This window comes from Variovorax boronicumulans NBRC 103145 (genome assembly GCF_001591345.1).
GTDB lineage: Bacteria > Pseudomonadota > Gammaproteobacteria > Burkholderiales > Burkholderiaceae_C > Variovorax > Variovorax boronicumulans.
In genome coordinates this window covers 1-16,631 of the sequence record NZ_BCUS01000052.1, presented here as the reverse complement: position 1 = coordinate 16,631, position 16,631 = coordinate 1, and the positions used below count along the sequence as shown (strand labels likewise).

Genomic DNA, 16,631 nt, shown 5'->3' with positions numbered 1-16,631 from the left:
TCGGCGCGGTCAGTCCGCGCGCAGCAGTGCGAGCAATTCGTCGCGGTGAGGCTGGGTGTCGAGCCAGGCGCGGATGCGGTCCAGCTCGTCGATGCAGTCGTCGCCGTAGCGGCGGCGCAGCGCGGCCAGGCGCGCCTCGCGCACCTCCTCGGTCTGCAGCCGGCGCTGCCAGCCGTCGGACAGCAGCTCGTCGAGCCGGCCGGCCAGGCCGCGGCTCACGAGGGCGCGCCATTCGCCCTGGTCGAACCAGAGGTTCTGGCAGGCCACGCAGCGGTCGATGCGGAAGTCGGGCCCCGCGCTCACGCGCAGGCGCTGCATCAGGCGCTCGCACTCGGGGCAGTGGCGCACGGCGGCGACGTCGAACACTTCGATCACCTCGTCGTCGACCTCATGCGGCACGCGCTTCGGGTCGGCGGCCTTCCAGCTGCGCCAGTCGTCCATGTCCATCACCATGCCGTGGCAGTCGCCGCACTGCACGCCGAGCAAGGCTTCGGCGAGCGCGACGGGCTGCATCGCGGCATGGGCGGCGCAACTGCACTTCAGGTTCGGGTTCATCGCGCGCCCCCGGCTCAGTTGCGGAAGGAGGAGATCAGGTTCTGCAGCGCCGACTTCTGGCTTTCGGTGCCGTCGTTGGCGATCTTGCTCATCAGCGAGGCGACGCTGAGGTTCTGGATTTCGCCCGACGAATTGCCCAGCGCGCCGACGATGTCGCGCAGGTCCTTCACCACGTCGCGCTCGCCCGAGAGCTGCTCCTTGAAGGCGACCTGCACCGCCTGGCTCTTGGAGATGACACCGTCGATGCCCTTGCCCACGGAGAGCGAGCGCACGAAGCTGTCGAAGTAGTCGCCCGAGCCGCCCACGATGTCGATCTTGGCGTTGGCGAGCGCGGTGCCCAGCACGTCGGCCTGTTCCTTGGCGATGGACGTCTGCGCATCGATGCCCTTCATGGTTTCGATGTGCGACTTTTCCAGGCGCATGCGGAATTCTTCGTGGTCGCGGGTTTCGGGGCTCATGGACTTCATGGCCTCGAACTTCTCGTGCAGGCCCTTGGCCTCGGCGTTGAAGCGCGCTTCGATCACCTGCGCATCGGCCTGGCCCGACTTGAGCGTGGCCTCGGCGTCGGCCGTGCGCACGTTGACTTCGGCGAGGCCGAGCTTTTCCTTGCCCGAGGCTTCGGCCTCGAACTTGGCCCGCATTCCGGCGGCTTCGGCCTGCGAACGGGCTTCGATGACCTGCGCGTCGGCCTGGCCGGCCTTGAGGATCGCGTCGGCATCGGCCTGGCGCACATGCACGTCGGCCAGACCCAGCTTTTCCTTGCCCGAAGCCTCGGCTTCGAAGCTTGCGAGCTTGGCCTGGGCCGTGGCAATTTCGACCTTGGCGGCGGCCAGGCCCGGTGCGGCGGAAATGGCTTCCACGCCTTCGGCTTCGCGCTTCTTCGATTCGGCGTCGCGTTCGGCCACCTTGAGCTTGGCGTCGGCCAGCGTGAGTTCTTCGGCGGCCTTGTGGCGGGCGCGCTTCTCTTGCGTTTCGGCGGCCTTCACGTCGAGCACCATCTTCTCTTCGGCCTGGCCCTCGGCCATGATCACGACCGACTTCTTGGTGCGCTCGGCCTCGGCGACCACGCGCAGCTCCTTGATGGCTTCTTCCTGTTCGGCCACGGTGCGCTCGACCACGATGCGCTCGCGGATCACGTCGGCAATCGCCTTCTTCTGCACTTCGACGGCCTTGTCCTTCTCGATGCGCTGCAGGGTCACTTCCTTCTCGCGATCGACAATTTCGAGGTCGCGGGCGCGCGTGACCTTTTCTTCCTCGATGGCCACCGCGCGCTTGCGGTTGTTTTCGGCCACTTCCTTTTCGCGCTGCACGTTCTCCTGCTGCACCGAGACGGATTGCTCGGCCATCAGGCGCGCGGTTTCGGACTTGGTGCGCTCTTCGGACTGGATCTTGGAGGTCTCGGCTTCTTCGCGGGCACGCACGCTGGCAATTTCGCGCTGCTGGCGCGCGGTGGCGTCGGCCTGCTGGCGCTCGAGCTCGAGCAACGCTTCTTGCGTCTCGACGTTCTTCTTCTTGATCTGCATTTCCTCGTTGCGGCGCAGCTCGTTGGTGCGCACGTGCTCGACCGCCGTCAGCTCGGTGATCTTCTTGATGCCCTGCGCATCGAGGATGTTGTTGGCGTCCAGCTCCGACAGCGGGGTCTGCTCGAGGTAGTCGATGGCGGCGTCTTCGAGCACGTAGCCCGAGAGGTCGTTGCCGATCTGGCTGATGATCTCGTCGCGGAAGCCGTCGCGCGCCTGGTACAGGTCGACGAAGTCCATCGACTTGCCCACGGTCTTGAGCGCTTCGGAGAACTTGGCCGAGAACAGCTCTTCGAGCGTCTCGTGGTTGGAGGCCCGCGCGCAGCCGATGCCTTGCGCCACCTTCAGCACGTCGTCGGCGGTCTTGTTGACGCGCACGAAGAACTTCACCTTGATGTCCGCGCGGATGTTGTCGCGGCAGATGAGGCCCTCATTGCCCGAGCGGTCGATCTCGATGGTCTTGACCGAGATGTCCATCAGCTCGGCCTTGTGGATGATCGGGTAGACCATGCGGCCGGTGAAGGTCACCTCGGGCTCGGCGCGCAGCGTGTTCACGATGAGGGCGTGGCCCTGTTCGATCTTGCGATAGAACTTGGCGAACATCGCGAACAGGCCGAGGATGACGACGGCCAGTATGACCACGGCGAAGATGATGGGCTCCATTTTTTCTCCAGATGCTTTAAGAGCGAGCGAACGAACTTGGGTGAGGGATGCGCGCGGGCAGAAGGTGTGAGTGAATCCGGCGTGGCCGATGAACGGACATGGCGGGTTCGTTCACGCCTTCTCAGACGATGTCTTCGTGCGCCGCGATGAGGTAGCGCGCGGCCACCTCGTCGTATTCGAGGATGAGCGCGTGCGAGCCGCGCTTGAGGGCGTTGGGCGTGGGCGCCCAGACGCGGATGTTGAGGCTGGCGCCGCGGCGCGCCACTTCGGCGCGGCCGTCTTTCTCGTTCACCACGCCGGTGACGACGCGGCAGACCTGGCCCACCAGCGCCGCATTGCTCACGGCCGTGTGGCTCACGAAGAGACCCTTGAGCGGTCGGATGGCCACCGCCGTCACCGGGATGGCGAGGGCCGCGCTGGCCACCAGCAGCACCGTGCCAGCCACCAGCTTGAGCACGATCGTCGGCACCAGCGGCAGCAGCCACTCGCCGCCCAGGCACGAGAGCGTCCAGGCCACCAGCACCAGCAGGCTCACGGCCACCGAGAACGGCACGCCGTTCAGGCCGAAGGCGACCACGTAGCTCGCGATCTGGCCCATGTCGCTGGTGTCGCCGTCGGCATGCGTCTGCAGGTCGACGTCGATCCCGCTGCTCTCGAAGTCGACCATGCCGACCACCGCGAGCACCCAATAGATCACCACGACGCCGAGCAGCACCGTGTAGATCGCGGTGGGGTACCCCGTCACCGCTCCCATGAAATCGCCCATTGATCCTCCCGCGTGCGGGTTGGTTGTTGTTCTCTTTTCTTCTTACCTGCCGCCCGGCTTCTTCGTGCCGGTGTTCTTCTTGTTCGCCTTGCCTGCAAAGGCAATCAGTTCGCGCGTGGCCCTCTCCTTGATGGCCAGGCGGTCGTCAGGTGACAGACCATACCGCGCCGCCAGAAATTCGTAGTCGGCCGTGTTCAACGACACCGTGAGACGCGGCCGCTTCGGCTTCGAGGTGGTCGCCAGGCCCAGCACCTGCCGGATCTGGTCGGGCGTGGACACATGCTGCTCGAAGGCCGCGGTGCGCACGGCCTCGAGCACGGCCTCCTCCACGTCGAAGGCCACCTGGACCGCGCGGATCGCCTCGTCCGAGCCCTGCCAGCGTACCGGCTTGACCCGCACCATCGTCACTCCGACGCCGGTTCGGACGGCTTGGGCGGTTCGGCCGGCTTGGCCTGCCGGGCGCGGATGCGCTCCATCACCTTGCCGGTGCGGTCGGCATCATTGCCGATGCCTGCCGCGGCCAGCTTCCTCTCGAGCGCGCTGTGACCAAACTCGTCCTCGAGCTGCTGGCCCGCCGCCATGCGGTCGGACAGGTCTTCGTGACGCGAGCGGATGCGCTCCAGCGATTCGCGTGCGCTGGCCAGGCGCGAGCCGCCACTGCCGATGTTCTCGGAGATCGACTGCGTGGCGCGGTAGACGCTCTCGGTGGTCTTGGCGATGCCGATCTCGCGCTCGTGCTCGCGGATGCGCGCCTCGGCCGACTTGATCAGGTCCTTGAGCCGGGACACCTGCAGCGCGTAGGAAGCATGGGCCTTGGCCTGCTCCTCGAGCTCCTGCTCGAGCGTGCCGACCTTGGCCGCCACGTCGAGCGCCAGGCCTTCCTGGGTCTTGTTGAGCGCTTCGAGCGCCAGGCCTTCGTAGCGCGCGACCTCGCCCTTCAGGCGTTCGATTTCGCGGGCCGACTGCATCTCCTTGGCCATCACGCCCGTGAGGTCGCCCTTGGCCTTCTCGATGCTGTGCTTGGCGTCGATGATTTCCTGCTCGTAGATGCGCGTGGCGTTGCTGTCGATCACGCTCTCGCCGATTTCGCGGGCGCTGCCGCGCAGCAAGGTGACCAGCTTCTTGATGACTGTCATGTGATCTCCGCTTAGTTCAGGAATTCGGACAAGGCGTCGAGGGCATCGAGCGCGTTGTCGCTGAGCACGGCCACTTCGCGTGCGATGTCTTCCACGCTCGCGTTGCGCCCCAGCGCTCCCGTGAGCACGTAGCGCCCGCCGACGCGCCCGAAGGACGACAGCGGGACCGAGGGATTGAGGTCGAGCAGCGATTCGAGCAGTTCGGTGCGCCGCGCAGGCTTCACGTCTTCCTCGGTCCAGAGGTAGCAGATGCAGATGATCTGCATGTCGGAACTGGTGACGAAGATCGGCAGCTCATCGCGCCCTTCGATGCTCACCTGCACCACCGGCGTACTGCCCGGAATCGGCTGCAGCTGAACAGACAGCCCGCCCATCGCGGCACCGGCCAGCACGTCGAGGCCTTCGAGTTGATCCAGCAGTGATTGCATACCTCTCCTTTGGGTTGTCTACCGTGGGAAGCGCGCGATGCTTCGATGGATTCACTATAGGTGCAGCGACATAACATGTCAAAAATTCTTTTAACCCGTGCGCATGACTTTCGGCACTGGCGCGCTCTCTAGAATCCGCCGATGGCCAGCACCATCAACCCCGCGCGTGTCGATTTCGTGACGCTGCGCCTGTTCTGCGCCGTGGCGCAGTCGGGCAGCATCACCAAGGGCGCGGAAGCGTGTCACCTCGCGCTCTCGGCGGCGAGCCGGCGCCTGTCCGACTTCGAAGCCGCCACGGGCTCCAAGCTGCTCGAACGCAGCGCCCAGGGCATCGCGCTCACACCGGCCGGGCATGTGGCGATGCAGCATGCGATGCGCCTGTTCCAGGGCTTCGAGCAGTTCAGCAACGAGCTGGGCGACTACGCCAGCGGCGTGCGCGGCCATGTGCGGCTGTGGGCCAACATGTCGGCGCTGACGGAGTTCCTTCCGACCACGCTGGCGGCTTTCCTGGGACAGCATCCCGATATCCGCGTCGAGGTCGAGGAACAACTGAGCGGCGACATCGTGCGCGCGCTGGTCGACGGCCTCGCCGACGTCGGCGTGTTCGCCGAGAACACACCCGCCTACGGCCTCGACGTCGCGCCCTTCCAGACCGACGAGCTCGTGGTGCTGTGCGCCAGGCCGCATCCGCTGGCGCGCCTGCGTGCGAAGCAGGTCGACTTCAAGACCTGCCTGGCACACGAATTCGTGGGGCTGAACCGCAGCAGCTCGCTGCTCGAGCTGACCTCGCGCGCGGCCGAACAGGCCGGCATTCCGATGCGCCTGCGCGTGCAGGTGCGCAGCTTCGATGCGATGTGCCACATGATCGCGGCCAACCTCGGCATCGGCGTGGTGCCGCTGGCCGCCTGCAAGGCGCAGGTGGCGGCGCTCGACCTGAAGGTGGTGCACCTGAAGGACACGTGGGCCACGCGGCGCCTGCTGATGGCGACGAAGACGGGCGCGGCGCTGACGCCGGCGACGCAGCTGCTGGTGCGGCAGCTGCTCGCCTCGTCGAACTGACGACCGGCCGGGGCCCTACCCCGCCGCCTCCGCCTCGAGCACCGCCCATTCCGCCTCCGTGAACAGCCGCGAGCGCGTCAAAAAGCGCACGCCCAGCGGCCCTTCCAGCGAGAACATCCCGCCGCGCCCCGGCACCACGTCGATGATCAGCTGGGTGTGCTGCCAGTACTCGAACTGCGGCCCGCTGATGTAGAACGGCATGCCGCCGATGCGGCCCAGCAGCCGGTCGTAGTCGCCCACGATGAACTCGCCCTGCGCGTAGCACATGGGCGCGCTGCCGTCGCAGCAGCCGCCCGACTGATGGAACATCAGCGGGCCGTGCCTGGCGGCGAGGTCGTCGATGAGCGCGAGCGCCGCATCGGTCGCGGTGACGCGCAGGACCTCGCCGGTCATCAGAAGAAGCCCAGCTTGTTCTCGCTGTAGCTCACGAGCAGGTTCTTGGTCTGCTGGTAGTGGTCGAGCATCATCTTGTGGTTCTCGCGTCCGATGCCCGACTGCTTGTAGCCGCCGAAGGCCGCATGCGCCGGGTACTGGTGATAGCAGTTGGTCCACACGCGGCCGGCCTGGATGCCGCGGCCCATGCGGAAGGCGCGATTCATGTCGCGGCTCCACACGCCGGCGCCCAGACCGTAGAGCGTGTCGTTGGCAATCGCCAGCGCCTCTTCCTCGTCCTTGAAGGTGGTGACCGACACGACCGGGCCGAAGATTTCCTCCTGGAAGATGCGCATCTTGTTGTGGCCGCGGAACACGGTCGGCTTGACGTAGTAGCCGTCGGCCAGGTCGCCGTCGAGTTGCTGGCGCTCGCCGCCGATGAGCACCTGCGCGCCCTCCTGCCGGCCGATGTCCAGGTACGACAGGATCTTTTCCAGCTGCTCGCTCGAGGCCTGCGCGCCGATCATGGTGGCCGCGTCGAGCGGGCTGCCCTGCTTGATCGCGGCCACGCGCTTCAATGCACGCTCCATGAAGCGGTCGTAGATCGATTCCTGGATCAGCGCGCGGCTCGGACAGGTGCAGACCTCGCCCTGGTTCAGCGCGAACATCGTGAAGCCTTCGAGCGCCTTGTCGAAGAAAGCGTCGTCGCGCTCCATCACGTCGGCAAAGAAGATGTTGGGCGACTTGCCGCCCAGCTCCAGCGTCACCGGAATGAGGTTCTGGCTCGCGTACTGCGAGATCAGCCGGCCCGTGGTGGTCTCGCCGGTGAAAGCGATCTTGCCGATGCGGTTGCTCGACGCCAGCGGCTTGCCCGCCTCCACGCCGAAGCCGTTGACCACGTTGAGCACGCCCGGCGGCAGCAGGTCGCCGATGACCTCCATCAGCACCAGGATCGACACCGGCGTCTGCTCGGCGGGCTTGAGCACCACGCAGTTGCCGGCCGCCAGCGCGGGCGCGAGCTTCCACACGGCCATGAGGATCGGGAAGTTCCACGGAATGATCTGGCCGACCACGCCGATGGGCTCATGAAAGTGGTACGCGAAGGTCTCGTGGTCGATTTCGCTGATGCCGCCTTCCTGCGAGCGGATGCACGAGGCGAAGTAGCGGAAGTGGTCGATGGCCAGCGGCAGGTCGGCGGCCATGGTCTCGCGGATCGGCTTGCCGTTGTCCCAGGTCTCGGCGGCGGCCAGCATGGCCAGGTTTTCCTGCATGCGGTCGGCGATGCGGTTCAGGATGTTGGCGCGCTCGGTGGTCGAGGTGCGGCCCCAGGCGCCCTTGGCCTTGTGCGCGGCGTCGAGTGCGCGCTCGATGTCGGTGGCGCTGGAGCGCGGCACTTCGCAGAAGACCTTGCCGGTGACGGGCGTGATGTTGCCGAAATACTGGTTCTCCACCGGCGCGACCCATTCGCCGCCGATGTAGTTGCCGTAGCGCTTCTTGAAAGGCACTGCGGTACCGAATTTGCCCGGTTCGAGCATGTCCATGGGTTGTCTCCGTTGGGTAAGGTATGAACGGGCACCGCGACATGCGGCGGCCCGCACAGGCACCGCAAGCGGCATACCCGCGCGGATCGGGACAATCCCCAAGCCTCGCGCCACAGGGGCGCGGCCCGCGCAGAGGGTTTCCATTCGCAATCTGCGACAGATGGGCGCGACGGCGGCGACTACGATGTCGCACAAGGCGAATCGCCGGCAATCCCCGTCCACGGAGTCACGCATGACGAGTGAAGCTTCCGCGCCATCGGTCAGCGTCGCGCAGGCGCGCGAGCTGTTCTTCGCGCAGGGCCGCGACCCGGCGCCGTGGATCGCGCCGCACATCTCGCGCTCGTGGCAGCGCAGCCGGCCGGTCGATCCGCATTGCATCGACCCCACGCCCATGGCACCTTCGCTGCTCAACGAGCGGCGCGAGCAGGCGATGCGCCTGCTCAGCTGCGCGCAGCCCGAGCTCGACGGGCTCGCCGAGCACGCGGTGGGCAACGGCTGCATCGTCGCGCTGTCGGACGCCAGCGGCCTGATCCTCGAGGAGATCGGCAGCCCCGACTTCCTGCCCAAGGCCCAGCGCGTGGCGCTGCAGCCCGGCGTGGAGTGGTCGGAGAGCCACCGCGGCACCAACGCCATCGGCACCGCGCTGGCCGAGCGCGAGGCACTGATGGTGCTGGGCGGCGAGCATTACCTGGCACAGAACGGCCGGCTGGGCTGCGCGGCGGCGCCCATCTTCAGCGGACGCGGCGAGCTGGCCGGCGCGCTCGACATCTCGGGCGAGACCGCGCGCGTGAACCACCACGCCCTGGGCCTGGTGCGCATGGCGGCGCAGCAGGTCGAGCACCGCATGCTGCTGGCCGAGGCCTCGGGCCATGTGTTGCGCTTCCATGCGCGGCCCGCGCTGATCGGCACCGCGCGCGAAGGGCTGATGGTGATCGAGGGCGGGCGCATCGTGGCGGCCAACCGCGTGGCGCTCGACCTCTTCGGGCGCACGTGGGAGGGCCTGCTCGACCTCGATGCCGAAGAATTCCTGGGCGCGCAGTGGCCACGCATGGAGCACCGGCGCAGCCTGCTCACGCTGCCGGGCGGACGGCAGATCGCGACCGTCATGGAGCGCACGGGCACGGCGAACAGCGGCACGGGCCGCTCCGGCGCGCGGCAGGTGATGACCGCGAACGCCGCCCCCGTCGACAACGACGACGTGGTGCGCCCATTGCTGGCGCGCGCCGTGCGCGTGCTCAACGAAGGCGTGCCGGTGCTGGTGAACGGCGAAACCGGCAGCGGCAAGGAGGTGTTCTCGCGCCGCCTGCACGCCGCCAGCCGCCGCAGCGCGGGCCCGTTCGTGGCGGTCGACTGCGCCTCGCTGCCCGAGACGCTGATCGAGGCCGAGTTGTTCGGCTACGAAGAAGGCGCCTTCACCGGCGCGCGCCGCAAGGGCATGCCGGGGCGCATCCGCGAAGCGCACGGCGGCGTGCTCTTTCTCGACGAGATCGCCGAGATCCCGCTCGCGCTGCAGACGCGCCTGCTGCGCGTGCTCGAAGGCCGCGTGGTCACGCCGCTGGGCGGTGGCCAGGGCGTGGCGGTCGATTTCGACCTGGTCTGCGCCACGCACGCCGGCCTGCCCGCGCTGGTCGAGGCCGGGCGCTTTCGCGCCGACCTGATGTACCGCGTGGCCGGCTTCACCGTCGCCCTGCCCGCGCTGCACGAGCGTGCCGACCGGCGCGCGCTGATCGCGCGGCTGTTCCTCGAATCGGGCGGCGCCGCCAAGCACCTGTGCCTGGAGAACGATGCGCTCGAACGCCTGGCCGCCTACCGCTGGCCCGGCAACGTGCGCGAACTGCGCAGCGTGCTGCGTGCGCTCGTGGCGCTGGCCGACCCAGGCGATGCGGTGACGGCCGATGCGCTGCCCGCGCACCTGCAAGACGCCGCTCCCCTCGCTGACTTCAACGAAGCCACACTGTCGCAACCCAACGCGCCCCTGCAGACCATCACGCGCCACGCCATCGACGAAGCCCTGCGCGCCTGCGACCACGACGTGGCGCGCGCGGCCCGCCGGCTCGGCGTTCACCGCAGCACCGTGTACCGCCATCTCGCGCGCCAGCGCCCGCCCGCGGGCAACACCAAAGACTGACTTGCCCGCATGCGCGGGACCGGCCAGACTTTGCGCATGGCCCTGCCCCCGCATTCATGACCACCGGCAAATCCGCGCGCAAGCTCTCGGCCGTGCCGTCCACCTTGCGGATTCCGCTGGCCGCGCGGGCCTCCGGCGATGCGCTCTTTCCGCAGATGGCCGTGCGCGACGCCTACGCCGCCGGCATCCTCGAGCAGATCCGCGACGACGACCATGCCCTGCCCGACGACCGCACGACCATCTACGGCATCCTGGCGCGCACGCGGCGCTTTCGCAGCCTGGCGCAGGACTTCCTCAAGCTGCACCCGGGCGCGCGTGTCGTGAACATGGGCTGCGGCCTGAGCCACTACTTCCAATGGCTGGACGACGGCAAGTCGCGCATGACCGATGCCGACCTGCCCGAGGTGCTGGCCCTGCGCCGCGAGCTGCTGCCCGACACGCATCCGCGCCACGACCTGCGCGAACTCGATCTCACGGCGCCCGGCTGGTGGGAGCAGCTCGGCCTGCCGCGCAAGCGCCAGGCGCAGCCGGTCTTCCTGTTCACCGAGGGCGTGCTGATGTACCTCACGCCCGAACAGGTGAACGCGGTGTTCACCACCTTCGGCGAACGCGCGCCTGCGGGCTCGGTGCTGGCCTTCGACGCGATGTGCTGGCTGGCCGTGGGCCGCGCGCGCCAACATCCGTCCGTGCGCGCGACGGGTGCGGAGTTCCAGTGGGGCCTGCGCCGGTACGAAGACCTCACGCAGCCCCATCCGCGCCTGCACCTGGACGGCACCTACCGCGTGATGGAAGGCATCGGCTGGCCCTACACGCTGTTCGCGCCGATGGTGCTGTTCTTTCTCGGCGTGCCGATCTATGCGGTGTACGCGCTGAGGGCGAAGGACTAGGACCTCTTCAGGCGAAGGGCACGCTGCGCCACGGGCTGCGCGTGTCACTCAACAGCAGGCGGTTGGTGCGCAGCAGATGCTCTTCGCGCGCGTCGGAGTACTGCCAGATCAGGCCCGCCGCGATGTACGCGGCGCTCACCTGCGACCAGCTGGCATGGGCCGCGCGCACCTGCGATGCCAGGCCGCCCGCAAAGTCGGCGAACTCCGCGCGTTCGATGAAGCCCAGCTGCACGGCCCAGCGCGACAGGCTGGCCAGGCGCACCGCGTCCCAGGCCACCAGGCTCGTCAGCTGATCCGGCGCCACACCGAAGTGCTTGCGCAGGGCGCTGACCCAGCTCTGGCTGCCGGTCATCAGCTGGCTCAGCTCGGCACTCGAGTGCCCGGTCTGCGCGGACAGCGCCCGCATGTCCAGGTGCTCGCGCGCCTTGATCTGGAAGAACGCGGGAAACCACGCGTCCATGACCAGGCGCAGCACGCCGGGCGTGGACTGCACCGCCGCATCGATCGCGCCGATGGCCTTCCAGGCCGGCAGGTACTTCGCGCGCTGCCCTTCCTCGGTCAGCCAGCGCGCGGTCTGCTCGAAGCTCGCGCGGTCGCTCACGTTCCACACCTGCGCGATGCCTTCGCGCAGGGTGTCGTTGTCCTTGCCGGTGAGCACCGCGTTCACGCAGTCGCCGTTGAAGGCCGACAGCGGCGTGCTCAGCGTGACCAGCCATTGCTCCTGCGCGGAAAGCGCGGGCGCGGCGGCGTCGAACTTGAGCTTGTCGTTGTCGAGCATCGCGTGCGCGAGCGTGTCCTTGAACCCCATGAAAACTCCCCCGAAATTTGTTGAATGCCGCGTGGGCGAATCGATCAGGCCTTCGATTGCAGGCGCGCGATCTCCTGCTGCAGGAACGCGAGGAAGGGTGCGCGCAGCGATTCCTTCATGTGCGCCGGCAGCGCCATCGGCGGGGTCGAGCCCGTCAGCAGCTGGTCGCCCTTCTCTCCGATCTGCAGCGCACGCACCTCCACCCGCTCCAGCGCGATGCGCAGCGGCGACTCCATCAGGTCCTTGCCGTACAGCGCCTGCGCGGTGAGCGCCACGCCGTAGGGGCCGCCGAACAGCGGAAAGTCGGCCAGCGCGAACTGCAGCGTCTCGCCCGCGGGAATCTGGAACTTGTCCGTCACCTTGCCCAGCTTCTTGGCGAGCTTCGGGTTGGCGGGGTCGAGCAAGGTGTCGACTGCACCGTAGTCGGCCACCAGCTCGGCCAGCGTCCAGACGCGCTGCTGCGCCTGCCGCTGGCTGCCGTTTTCGGCGTGGTACGCGACCACCGCCGCGACCGTCGGCGCCAGCAACTCGCCGCAGCGTTTGAGCAGCACCGGCTCGGGCGCGTCGGCCACGCCGGACCAGTCTTTCCACGCCTTGAAGCGCGCGAGCAGCGTCGAGACGAACGAAGGCGCATCGTCGGCGCGCGCAGGCAAGGCATGGCCCTGCGCCGGTGGCGGTGCGGCCGACAGCACGGTGAAGTCGTCCTGCACGTACACGGCCTGGTCGGTCAGCAGCAGCCCTTGCGAGGTGCGCTTGCCGCTGAGCCGGTTCATGGCGTGGTAGCCGAGGAAGAAGAGCGGAATCTCGTCGCCCAGCCACGGCCTGGGCAGGTACATCTGCTCGACCGCCTGCGCGAACACCTGCGGCGCATCTTCGTGGTCGGGGTGGTCTGCCTGGTCGGGCAGGAAGGCAAAGGCCGACAGGTCGGCATGCAACGGTGCCTGCACCTGTTGCTGCACGCGTGCGCGCAAGGCATCGCCGTGGCGCGCGCGTTCGGGCGGCAGCGCGCCCAGGTGATCGGTGAACGACGAAAAAACGAATGACATGCTGAATCTCTCCCTGAAACCGTGGTTGTGAATGGGTAAGCGGCCCGGCATCTGCTTCCGTGGGCCATGCACGGCAGATCGGCCGTGACCGCGGCGTGTCCTGGAAGGACACCGCCGCAACGCCGGCCCAAGGGAAGCGTTCCCCGGCGGCTCACGGACTGGATGATCACGCGCCCCCATGTCAGGAGCGCGGCCATGCTACTGGGAAGCGTCGCCTGGCATTCTGACGAATTCTGCGAGGCCGCGCGATCACGAGATTCGCGCCGCTAGCATCACCGCATCTTCAAACCGTGGCCGCACCGCGACACGCCACACACGGGAGTCAAACGAATGGGTACATGGTCGACAGCAGGCTTCGGCAACGACGAGGCACTCGATTGGCTGGCTGAATTGCAGGAAGCCGATGACGCGCTCGCCTTCATCCGCGAGACGCTGGATTCAGGTTCGACCGAAGGCACCGTCGCCGCGGCCGAAGTGCTGGCACTGCTCGCCGGACACGGCAGCGCCGACGTGCACCCGGATGCCGTCGACTGGTGCGCCGGCAAGGCCGCGCCGCCCACCGACCTGCGCCATGCCGCCGCCGACGCGCTGCAGGCCATCCTCGACGACCCCGATGCGGACGGGCACGACACCTGGGCCGAGCTGGGCGAGGACGACGAGGACTACCTTGCGTGGCTGGCCAACCTGAAGAGCCTGCAGGTCCGGCTGCGCGGCTGAACCGCGCTGAACGCGCCCGGCGTTCCGGCCAAAGCGTGCGCCGTGTTACGTAACGAGTGGCGACAGCTGCCCGTTTTGCACCATTGGCCTGACAGGGCCATTCGCACAAAAATCATTTCGAATCAACGAGATACGGCGTTTCCGGTCCGTCGTTGACGGCTGAAGTCGAAGGCGGCACGCATGTTGCCCTCTGTAGTCATTTATTTGACGAGGAGGCCGCATGACCACCACCGTATCGCCGATCGCTTCGATCCCCGCCGCCGCCGAAAGCGGCGCTCCCGTGGTGCTTGCTCAGGCCAGCGTCACCCCCCTGGGCCCTGTCGCCTCGAGCGCCCCCATGGCCGCGCCCGCCGGGCCGACCAGCCTGGGCACCCTGTCCAACGCCACGCCCGGCACGGTCGTCATGCGCGACGGATTTCGCATGCCGGTGGACGGCAACCAGACCCTCATCGCCGGCGATCGCGTGATCGTGCCCGACGGCGGGCAGGCCAACGTGCTCTTCCCCGGCTCGGCCACCAACAAGGCGCCGCTGGCCGGTGTGTTCGCGGGCGGCACCGACGCCACCATCACCTCGACCAAGCTGTCCAGCGGCCTCGAACAGGTGAACGTCGACGTGGCCGCCGGCAACCTCGATGTCACCTCGCCCGACAGCGACGCGGAAGCCGCGGCGCTCGCCGTGAGCAAGAAGACCGCGGCCGGCAGCGGCATCGGCCTGGGCGAATTCGCACTCGGCGCGCTGGGCGCCATCGGCCTGGGCGCCGCGCTGAGCGGCGGTGGCGGCGGCGACGGCGGCGGGTTTCCGCTGTTCGTCTCGGGCATCGGCGACAGCGACGCGGATGCCGATTCGGATGCCGATGCAGACGCCGACGCCGACTCGGATGCAGACGCCGATGCCGATGCCGATTCGGACGCCGACGCGGATTCGGATGCAGACGCCGACGCTGATGCGGACGCCGATTCGGACGCGGATGCCGACGCAGACCACCTGCTCGATCCGGGCGACGGCCTCGCCGGGCACCTGCTGGGCGCCCTCGACAACGCGCTCGGCCTGGGCGGCGGTGCGACCAACGTGCGCAGCGCCTCCGGCTCGTCGGGCACGCTGGCCTCGCTGATGCCGGTGGCCGACGGCCTCACCGACCTCGTCGACGACCTGCTCTCGCCGGTCACCGGCGAGGAGTTCAAGCCCAACGATCCCAATGAGTTCGAACCGGTGGACAACGCGGTCGAAAACATTGCCGTTCACGTGGGCGGCGTGCTGACCCCGGTGGTCGACGGCCTGCTCGGCGATGGCCTGACCGACGCCCTCGTCGGCTCGCTGATCGGCCAGGTCGACTACCTGACCGACGCGCTGGGCAATGCGCTGGAGAACGTGCTGGGCAGCGAAGGCCTGCTCGGCGGCATCACCACCCCGCTGGGCCTGGACGGCCTCGTGGACGACCTGCTCGGCACCGATGGTGTCGTCGGCCAGGTGCTCGAGGGGCTGCTGGGTGACGGCAGCCTGCTGGGCAGCGTGCTCGGCGAAGACGGGTTGATCGGGCAGTTGCTGGGCGATGACGGGCTGCTCGGTGGTGTGCTGGGCGATGGCGGTTTGCTGGGCGGCGTGCTCGGCGGCGATGGCGGCCTGCTGGGCGGTGTGCTGGGTGACGATGGCCTGCTGGGCGGTCTGCTCGGTGGCGACGGGGGCCTGCTCGGCGGTGTGCTGGGCGATGACGGCCTGCTGGGTGGTGTCCTCGGCGGTGAAGGCGGCTTGCTCGGTGGTGTGCTGGGTGACAACGGCCTGCTGGGCGGCTTGCTCGGTGGCGATGGAGGTCTGCTCGGCGGCGTGCTGGGCGACGACGGCTTGCTGGGCGGCGTCCTCGGTGGCGAAGGCGGCTTGCTCGGCGGCGTGCTGGGCGACGATGGCCTGCTGGGCGGCCTCCTCGGCGGCGAGGGCGGCCTGCTTGGCGGCGTGCTGGGCGACGACGGCCTGGTCAGCGGCCTCCTCGGTGACGAAGGCATCCTGGGCGGCGTGCTCGGCGGCGACGGCGCCCTGTCCGGCCTGCTCGGCAGCGAAGGCCTCACCGGCGGACTGCTCGGTGGCGACGGGCTCGTGGACAGCCTGCTCGGCCCCGACGGCGCGGTCGGCTCCCTGCTGAACGCGACCCCGCTGGCCGGCCTGCTCGGCGGCGAAGACGGCTTGCTCAGCGGCCTGGTGGGCGATGACGGGCTCCTGGGTGGCGTCCTCGGTGACGACGGCCTGCTGGGCGGCGTGCTGGGCGACGACGGCATCCTCGGTGCCGAAGGCCCGGTCGGCGGCCTGTTGAATGGCGTCCTTGGTGGCGACGGCGGTGGCCTGCTCGGCGGTGTGCTGGGTGACGATGGTTTGTTGGGCGGACTGCTCGGCGGTGACGGCGGCCTGCTGGGTGGCTTGCTCGGCGACGACGGCATCTTGGGCGGCGTCCTCGGTGGCGACGGTGGCCTGCTCGGCGGTGTGCTCGGTGACGACGGCCTGCTGGGTGGCGTCCTCGGCGGTGACGGCGGTCTGCTCGGCGGCGTGCTCGGTGACGACGGCCTGCTGGGCGGCGTCCTCGGCGGTGACGGCGGTCTGCTCGGCGGCGTCCTCGGTGACGACGGTCTCCTGGGCGGCGTCCTCGGCGGTGACGGCGGTCTGCTCGGCGGCGTGCTCGGTGACGACGGCCTCCTGGGTGGTGTCCTCGGTGGTGACGGTGGTCTGCTCGGCGGCGTGCTCGGTGACGACGGCCTCCTGGGCGGTGTCCTCGGCGGCGACGGTGGTCTGCTTGGCGGCGTGCTCGGTGACGACGGCCTTCTGGGCGGCGTCCTCGGTGGCGGCGAAGGCGGCTTGCTCGGCGGCATCGTCGGCGAAGACGGCCTCGTGGGCAGCCTGCTCGGCGGCCTGCTCGGAGGCAAGGGCCCCGTCGCAGACATCCTCGAGCCGGTGTCGTCGGTGCTCTGCCATGCAAGCGATGCCGTGGCACCGGTCGTGGCCGAGGCCACGCAAGCCGCAT

Annotated in this window: 15 protein-coding genes; 5 read left to right on the top strand and 10 right to left on the bottom strand. The window is 68.6% G+C overall.

The genetic code is table 11. The features are described 5' to 3' along the window. Positions 1 to 9: 9 nt before the first annotated feature. The 6 genes from VBO01S_RS16405 to VBO01S_RS16380 all read right to left on the bottom strand — a co-directional run bounded on the left by VBO01S_RS16405 (position 10) and on the right by VBO01S_RS16380 (position 5,068). Positions 10 to 555: a TFIIB-type zinc ribbon-containing protein gene (locus VBO01S_RS16405; RefSeq protein ID WP_062476404.1), complete on the bottom strand. Its 546-nt coding sequence runs from the start codon at positions 553 to 555 to the stop codon at positions 10 to 12. Between the two features lie 14 nt (positions 556 to 569). After that, on the bottom strand, positions 570 to 2,738 hold the full coding sequence (locus tag VBO01S_RS16400; protein ID WP_062476401.1) for a flotillin family protein: 2,169 nt from the start codon (positions 2,736 to 2,738) through the stop codon (positions 570 to 572). Between the two features lie 121 nt (positions 2,739 to 2,859). Then, the gene (locus VBO01S_RS16395) at positions 2,860 to 3,504 is read right to left on the bottom strand and encodes an OB-fold-containig protein (protein ID WP_062476398.1); all 645 of its coding nucleotides are present in this window, start codon (positions 3,502 to 3,504) and stop codon (positions 2,860 to 2,862) included. A 42-nt stretch (positions 3,505 to 3,546) separates the two neighbouring features. Then, on the bottom strand, positions 3,547 to 3,906 hold the full coding sequence (locus VBO01S_RS16390; protein WP_062476395.1) for a hypothetical protein: 360 nt from the start codon (positions 3,904 to 3,906) through the stop codon (positions 3,547 to 3,549). A 2-nt stretch (positions 3,907 to 3,908) separates the two neighbouring features. Next, positions 3,909 to 4,640, bottom strand: coding sequence for a PspA/IM30 family protein (locus VBO01S_RS16385; protein WP_062476393.1), 732 nt, complete (start codon positions 4,638 to 4,640; stop codon positions 3,909 to 3,911). A gap of 11 nt (positions 4,641 to 4,651) precedes the next feature. Then, positions 4,652 to 5,068, bottom strand: coding sequence for a YjfI family protein (locus VBO01S_RS16380; RefSeq protein ID WP_062476391.1), 417 nt, complete (start codon positions 5,066 to 5,068; stop codon positions 4,652 to 4,654). Between the two features lie 141 nt (positions 5,069 to 5,209). Between VBO01S_RS16380 and VBO01S_RS16375 the strand changes: the two genes are divergently transcribed. Beyond that, on the top strand, positions 5,210 to 6,127 hold the full coding sequence (locus tag VBO01S_RS16375; RefSeq protein WP_062476388.1) for a LysR family transcriptional regulator: 918 nt from the start codon (positions 5,210 to 5,212) through the stop codon (positions 6,125 to 6,127). A gap of 15 nt (positions 6,128 to 6,142) precedes the next feature. Here VBO01S_RS16375 and VBO01S_RS16370 read toward each other — a convergent pair whose 3' ends face one another. Then, entirely contained in the window at positions 6,143 to 6,520 is a 378-nt protein-coding gene (locus tag VBO01S_RS16370) for a DUF779 domain-containing protein (protein ID WP_062476386.1), read from the bottom strand. After that, a complete protein-coding gene (gene adh / locus VBO01S_RS16365) occupies positions 6,520 to 8,040 on the bottom strand; it encodes an aldehyde dehydrogenase (protein ID WP_062476383.1) in 1,521 nt (506 codons plus the stop codon). The genes VBO01S_RS16370 and adh overlap by 1 nt, the downstream gene beginning before the upstream one ends. 232 nt (positions 8,041 to 8,272) lie before the next feature. Between adh and VBO01S_RS16360 the strand changes: the two genes are divergently transcribed. Next, positions 8,273 to 10,168: a sigma-54-dependent Fis family transcriptional regulator gene (locus VBO01S_RS16360; RefSeq protein ID WP_062476380.1), complete on the top strand. Its 1,896-nt coding sequence runs from the start codon at positions 8,273 to 8,275 to the stop codon at positions 10,166 to 10,168. Positions 10,169 to 10,224: 56 nt separating this feature from the next. Beyond that, a complete protein-coding gene (locus VBO01S_RS16355; RefSeq protein ID WP_174543671.1) occupies positions 10,225 to 11,055 on the top strand; it encodes a class I SAM-dependent methyltransferase in 831 nt (276 codons plus the stop codon). A gap of 7 nt (positions 11,056 to 11,062) precedes the next feature. Here VBO01S_RS16355 and VBO01S_RS16350 read toward each other — a convergent pair whose 3' ends face one another. Together VBO01S_RS16350 and VBO01S_RS16345 are read right to left on the bottom strand one after the other, a co-directional pair. After that, entirely contained in the window at positions 11,063 to 11,863 is an 801-nt protein-coding gene (locus VBO01S_RS16350) for a DUF1266 domain-containing protein (RefSeq protein ID WP_062476377.1), read from the bottom strand. 44 nt (positions 11,864 to 11,907) lie between these two features. Then, positions 11,908 to 12,909, bottom strand: coding sequence for a hypothetical protein (locus VBO01S_RS16345; RefSeq protein WP_062476374.1), 1,002 nt, complete (start codon positions 12,907 to 12,909; stop codon positions 11,908 to 11,910). 330 nt (positions 12,910 to 13,239) lie between these two features. Between VBO01S_RS16345 and VBO01S_RS16340 the strand changes: the two genes are divergently transcribed. Both VBO01S_RS16340 and VBO01S_RS16335 read left to right on the top strand, forming a co-directional pair. After that, positions 13,240 to 13,626, top strand: a complete 387-nt coding sequence (locus VBO01S_RS16340; protein WP_082818166.1) for a DUF4259 domain-containing protein — start codon at positions 13,240 to 13,242, stop codon at positions 13,624 to 13,626. A gap of 220 nt (positions 13,627 to 13,846) precedes the next feature. Beyond that, positions 13,847 to 16,631 (top strand): hypothetical protein (locus VBO01S_RS16335; protein ID WP_062476368.1); only part of this gene is annotated, 2,785 nt, incomplete at its 3' end.

Coding starts and splice junctions, on each gene's coding strand:
- VBO01S_RS16405 (WP_062476404.1), bottom strand. CDS start 555: ATGAACCCGAACCTGAAGTGCAGTTGCGCCGCCCATGCCGCGATGCAG.
- VBO01S_RS16400 (WP_062476401.1), bottom strand. CDS start 2,738: ATGGAGCCCATCATCTTCGCCGTGGTCATACTGGCCGTCGTCATCCTC.
- VBO01S_RS16395 (WP_062476398.1), bottom strand. CDS start 3,504: ATGGGCGATTTCATGGGAGCGGTGACGGGGTACCCCACCGCGATCTAC.
- VBO01S_RS16390 (WP_062476395.1), bottom strand. CDS start 3,906: ATGGTGCGGGTCAAGCCGGTACGCTGGCAGGGCTCGGACGAGGCGATC.
- VBO01S_RS16385 (WP_062476393.1), bottom strand. CDS start 4,640: ATGACAGTCATCAAGAAGCTGGTCACCTTGCTGCGCGGCAGCGCCCGC.
- VBO01S_RS16380 (WP_062476391.1), bottom strand. CDS start 5,068: ATGCAATCACTGCTGGATCAACTCGAAGGCCTCGACGTGCTGGCCGGT.
- VBO01S_RS16375 (WP_062476388.1), top strand. CDS start 5,210: ATGGCCAGCACCATCAACCCCGCGCGTGTCGATTTCGTGACGCTGCGC.
- VBO01S_RS16370 (WP_062476386.1), bottom strand. CDS start 6,520: ATGACCGGCGAGGTCCTGCGCGTCACCGCGACCGATGCGGCGCTCGCG.
- adh (WP_062476383.1), bottom strand. CDS start 8,040: ATGGACATGCTCGAACCGGGCAAATTCGGTACCGCAGTGCCTTTCAAG.
- VBO01S_RS16360 (WP_062476380.1), top strand. CDS start 8,273: ATGACGAGTGAAGCTTCCGCGCCATCGGTCAGCGTCGCGCAGGCGCGC.
- VBO01S_RS16355 (WP_174543671.1), top strand. CDS start 10,225: ATGACCACCGGCAAATCCGCGCGCAAGCTCTCGGCCGTGCCGTCCACC.
- VBO01S_RS16350 (WP_062476377.1), bottom strand. CDS start 11,863: ATGGGGTTCAAGGACACGCTCGCGCACGCGATGCTCGACAACGACAAG.
- VBO01S_RS16345 (WP_062476374.1), bottom strand. CDS start 12,909: ATGTCATTCGTTTTTTCGTCGTTCACCGATCACCTGGGCGCGCTGCCG.
- VBO01S_RS16340 (WP_082818166.1), top strand. CDS start 13,240: ATGGGTACATGGTCGACAGCAGGCTTCGGCAACGACGAGGCACTCGAT.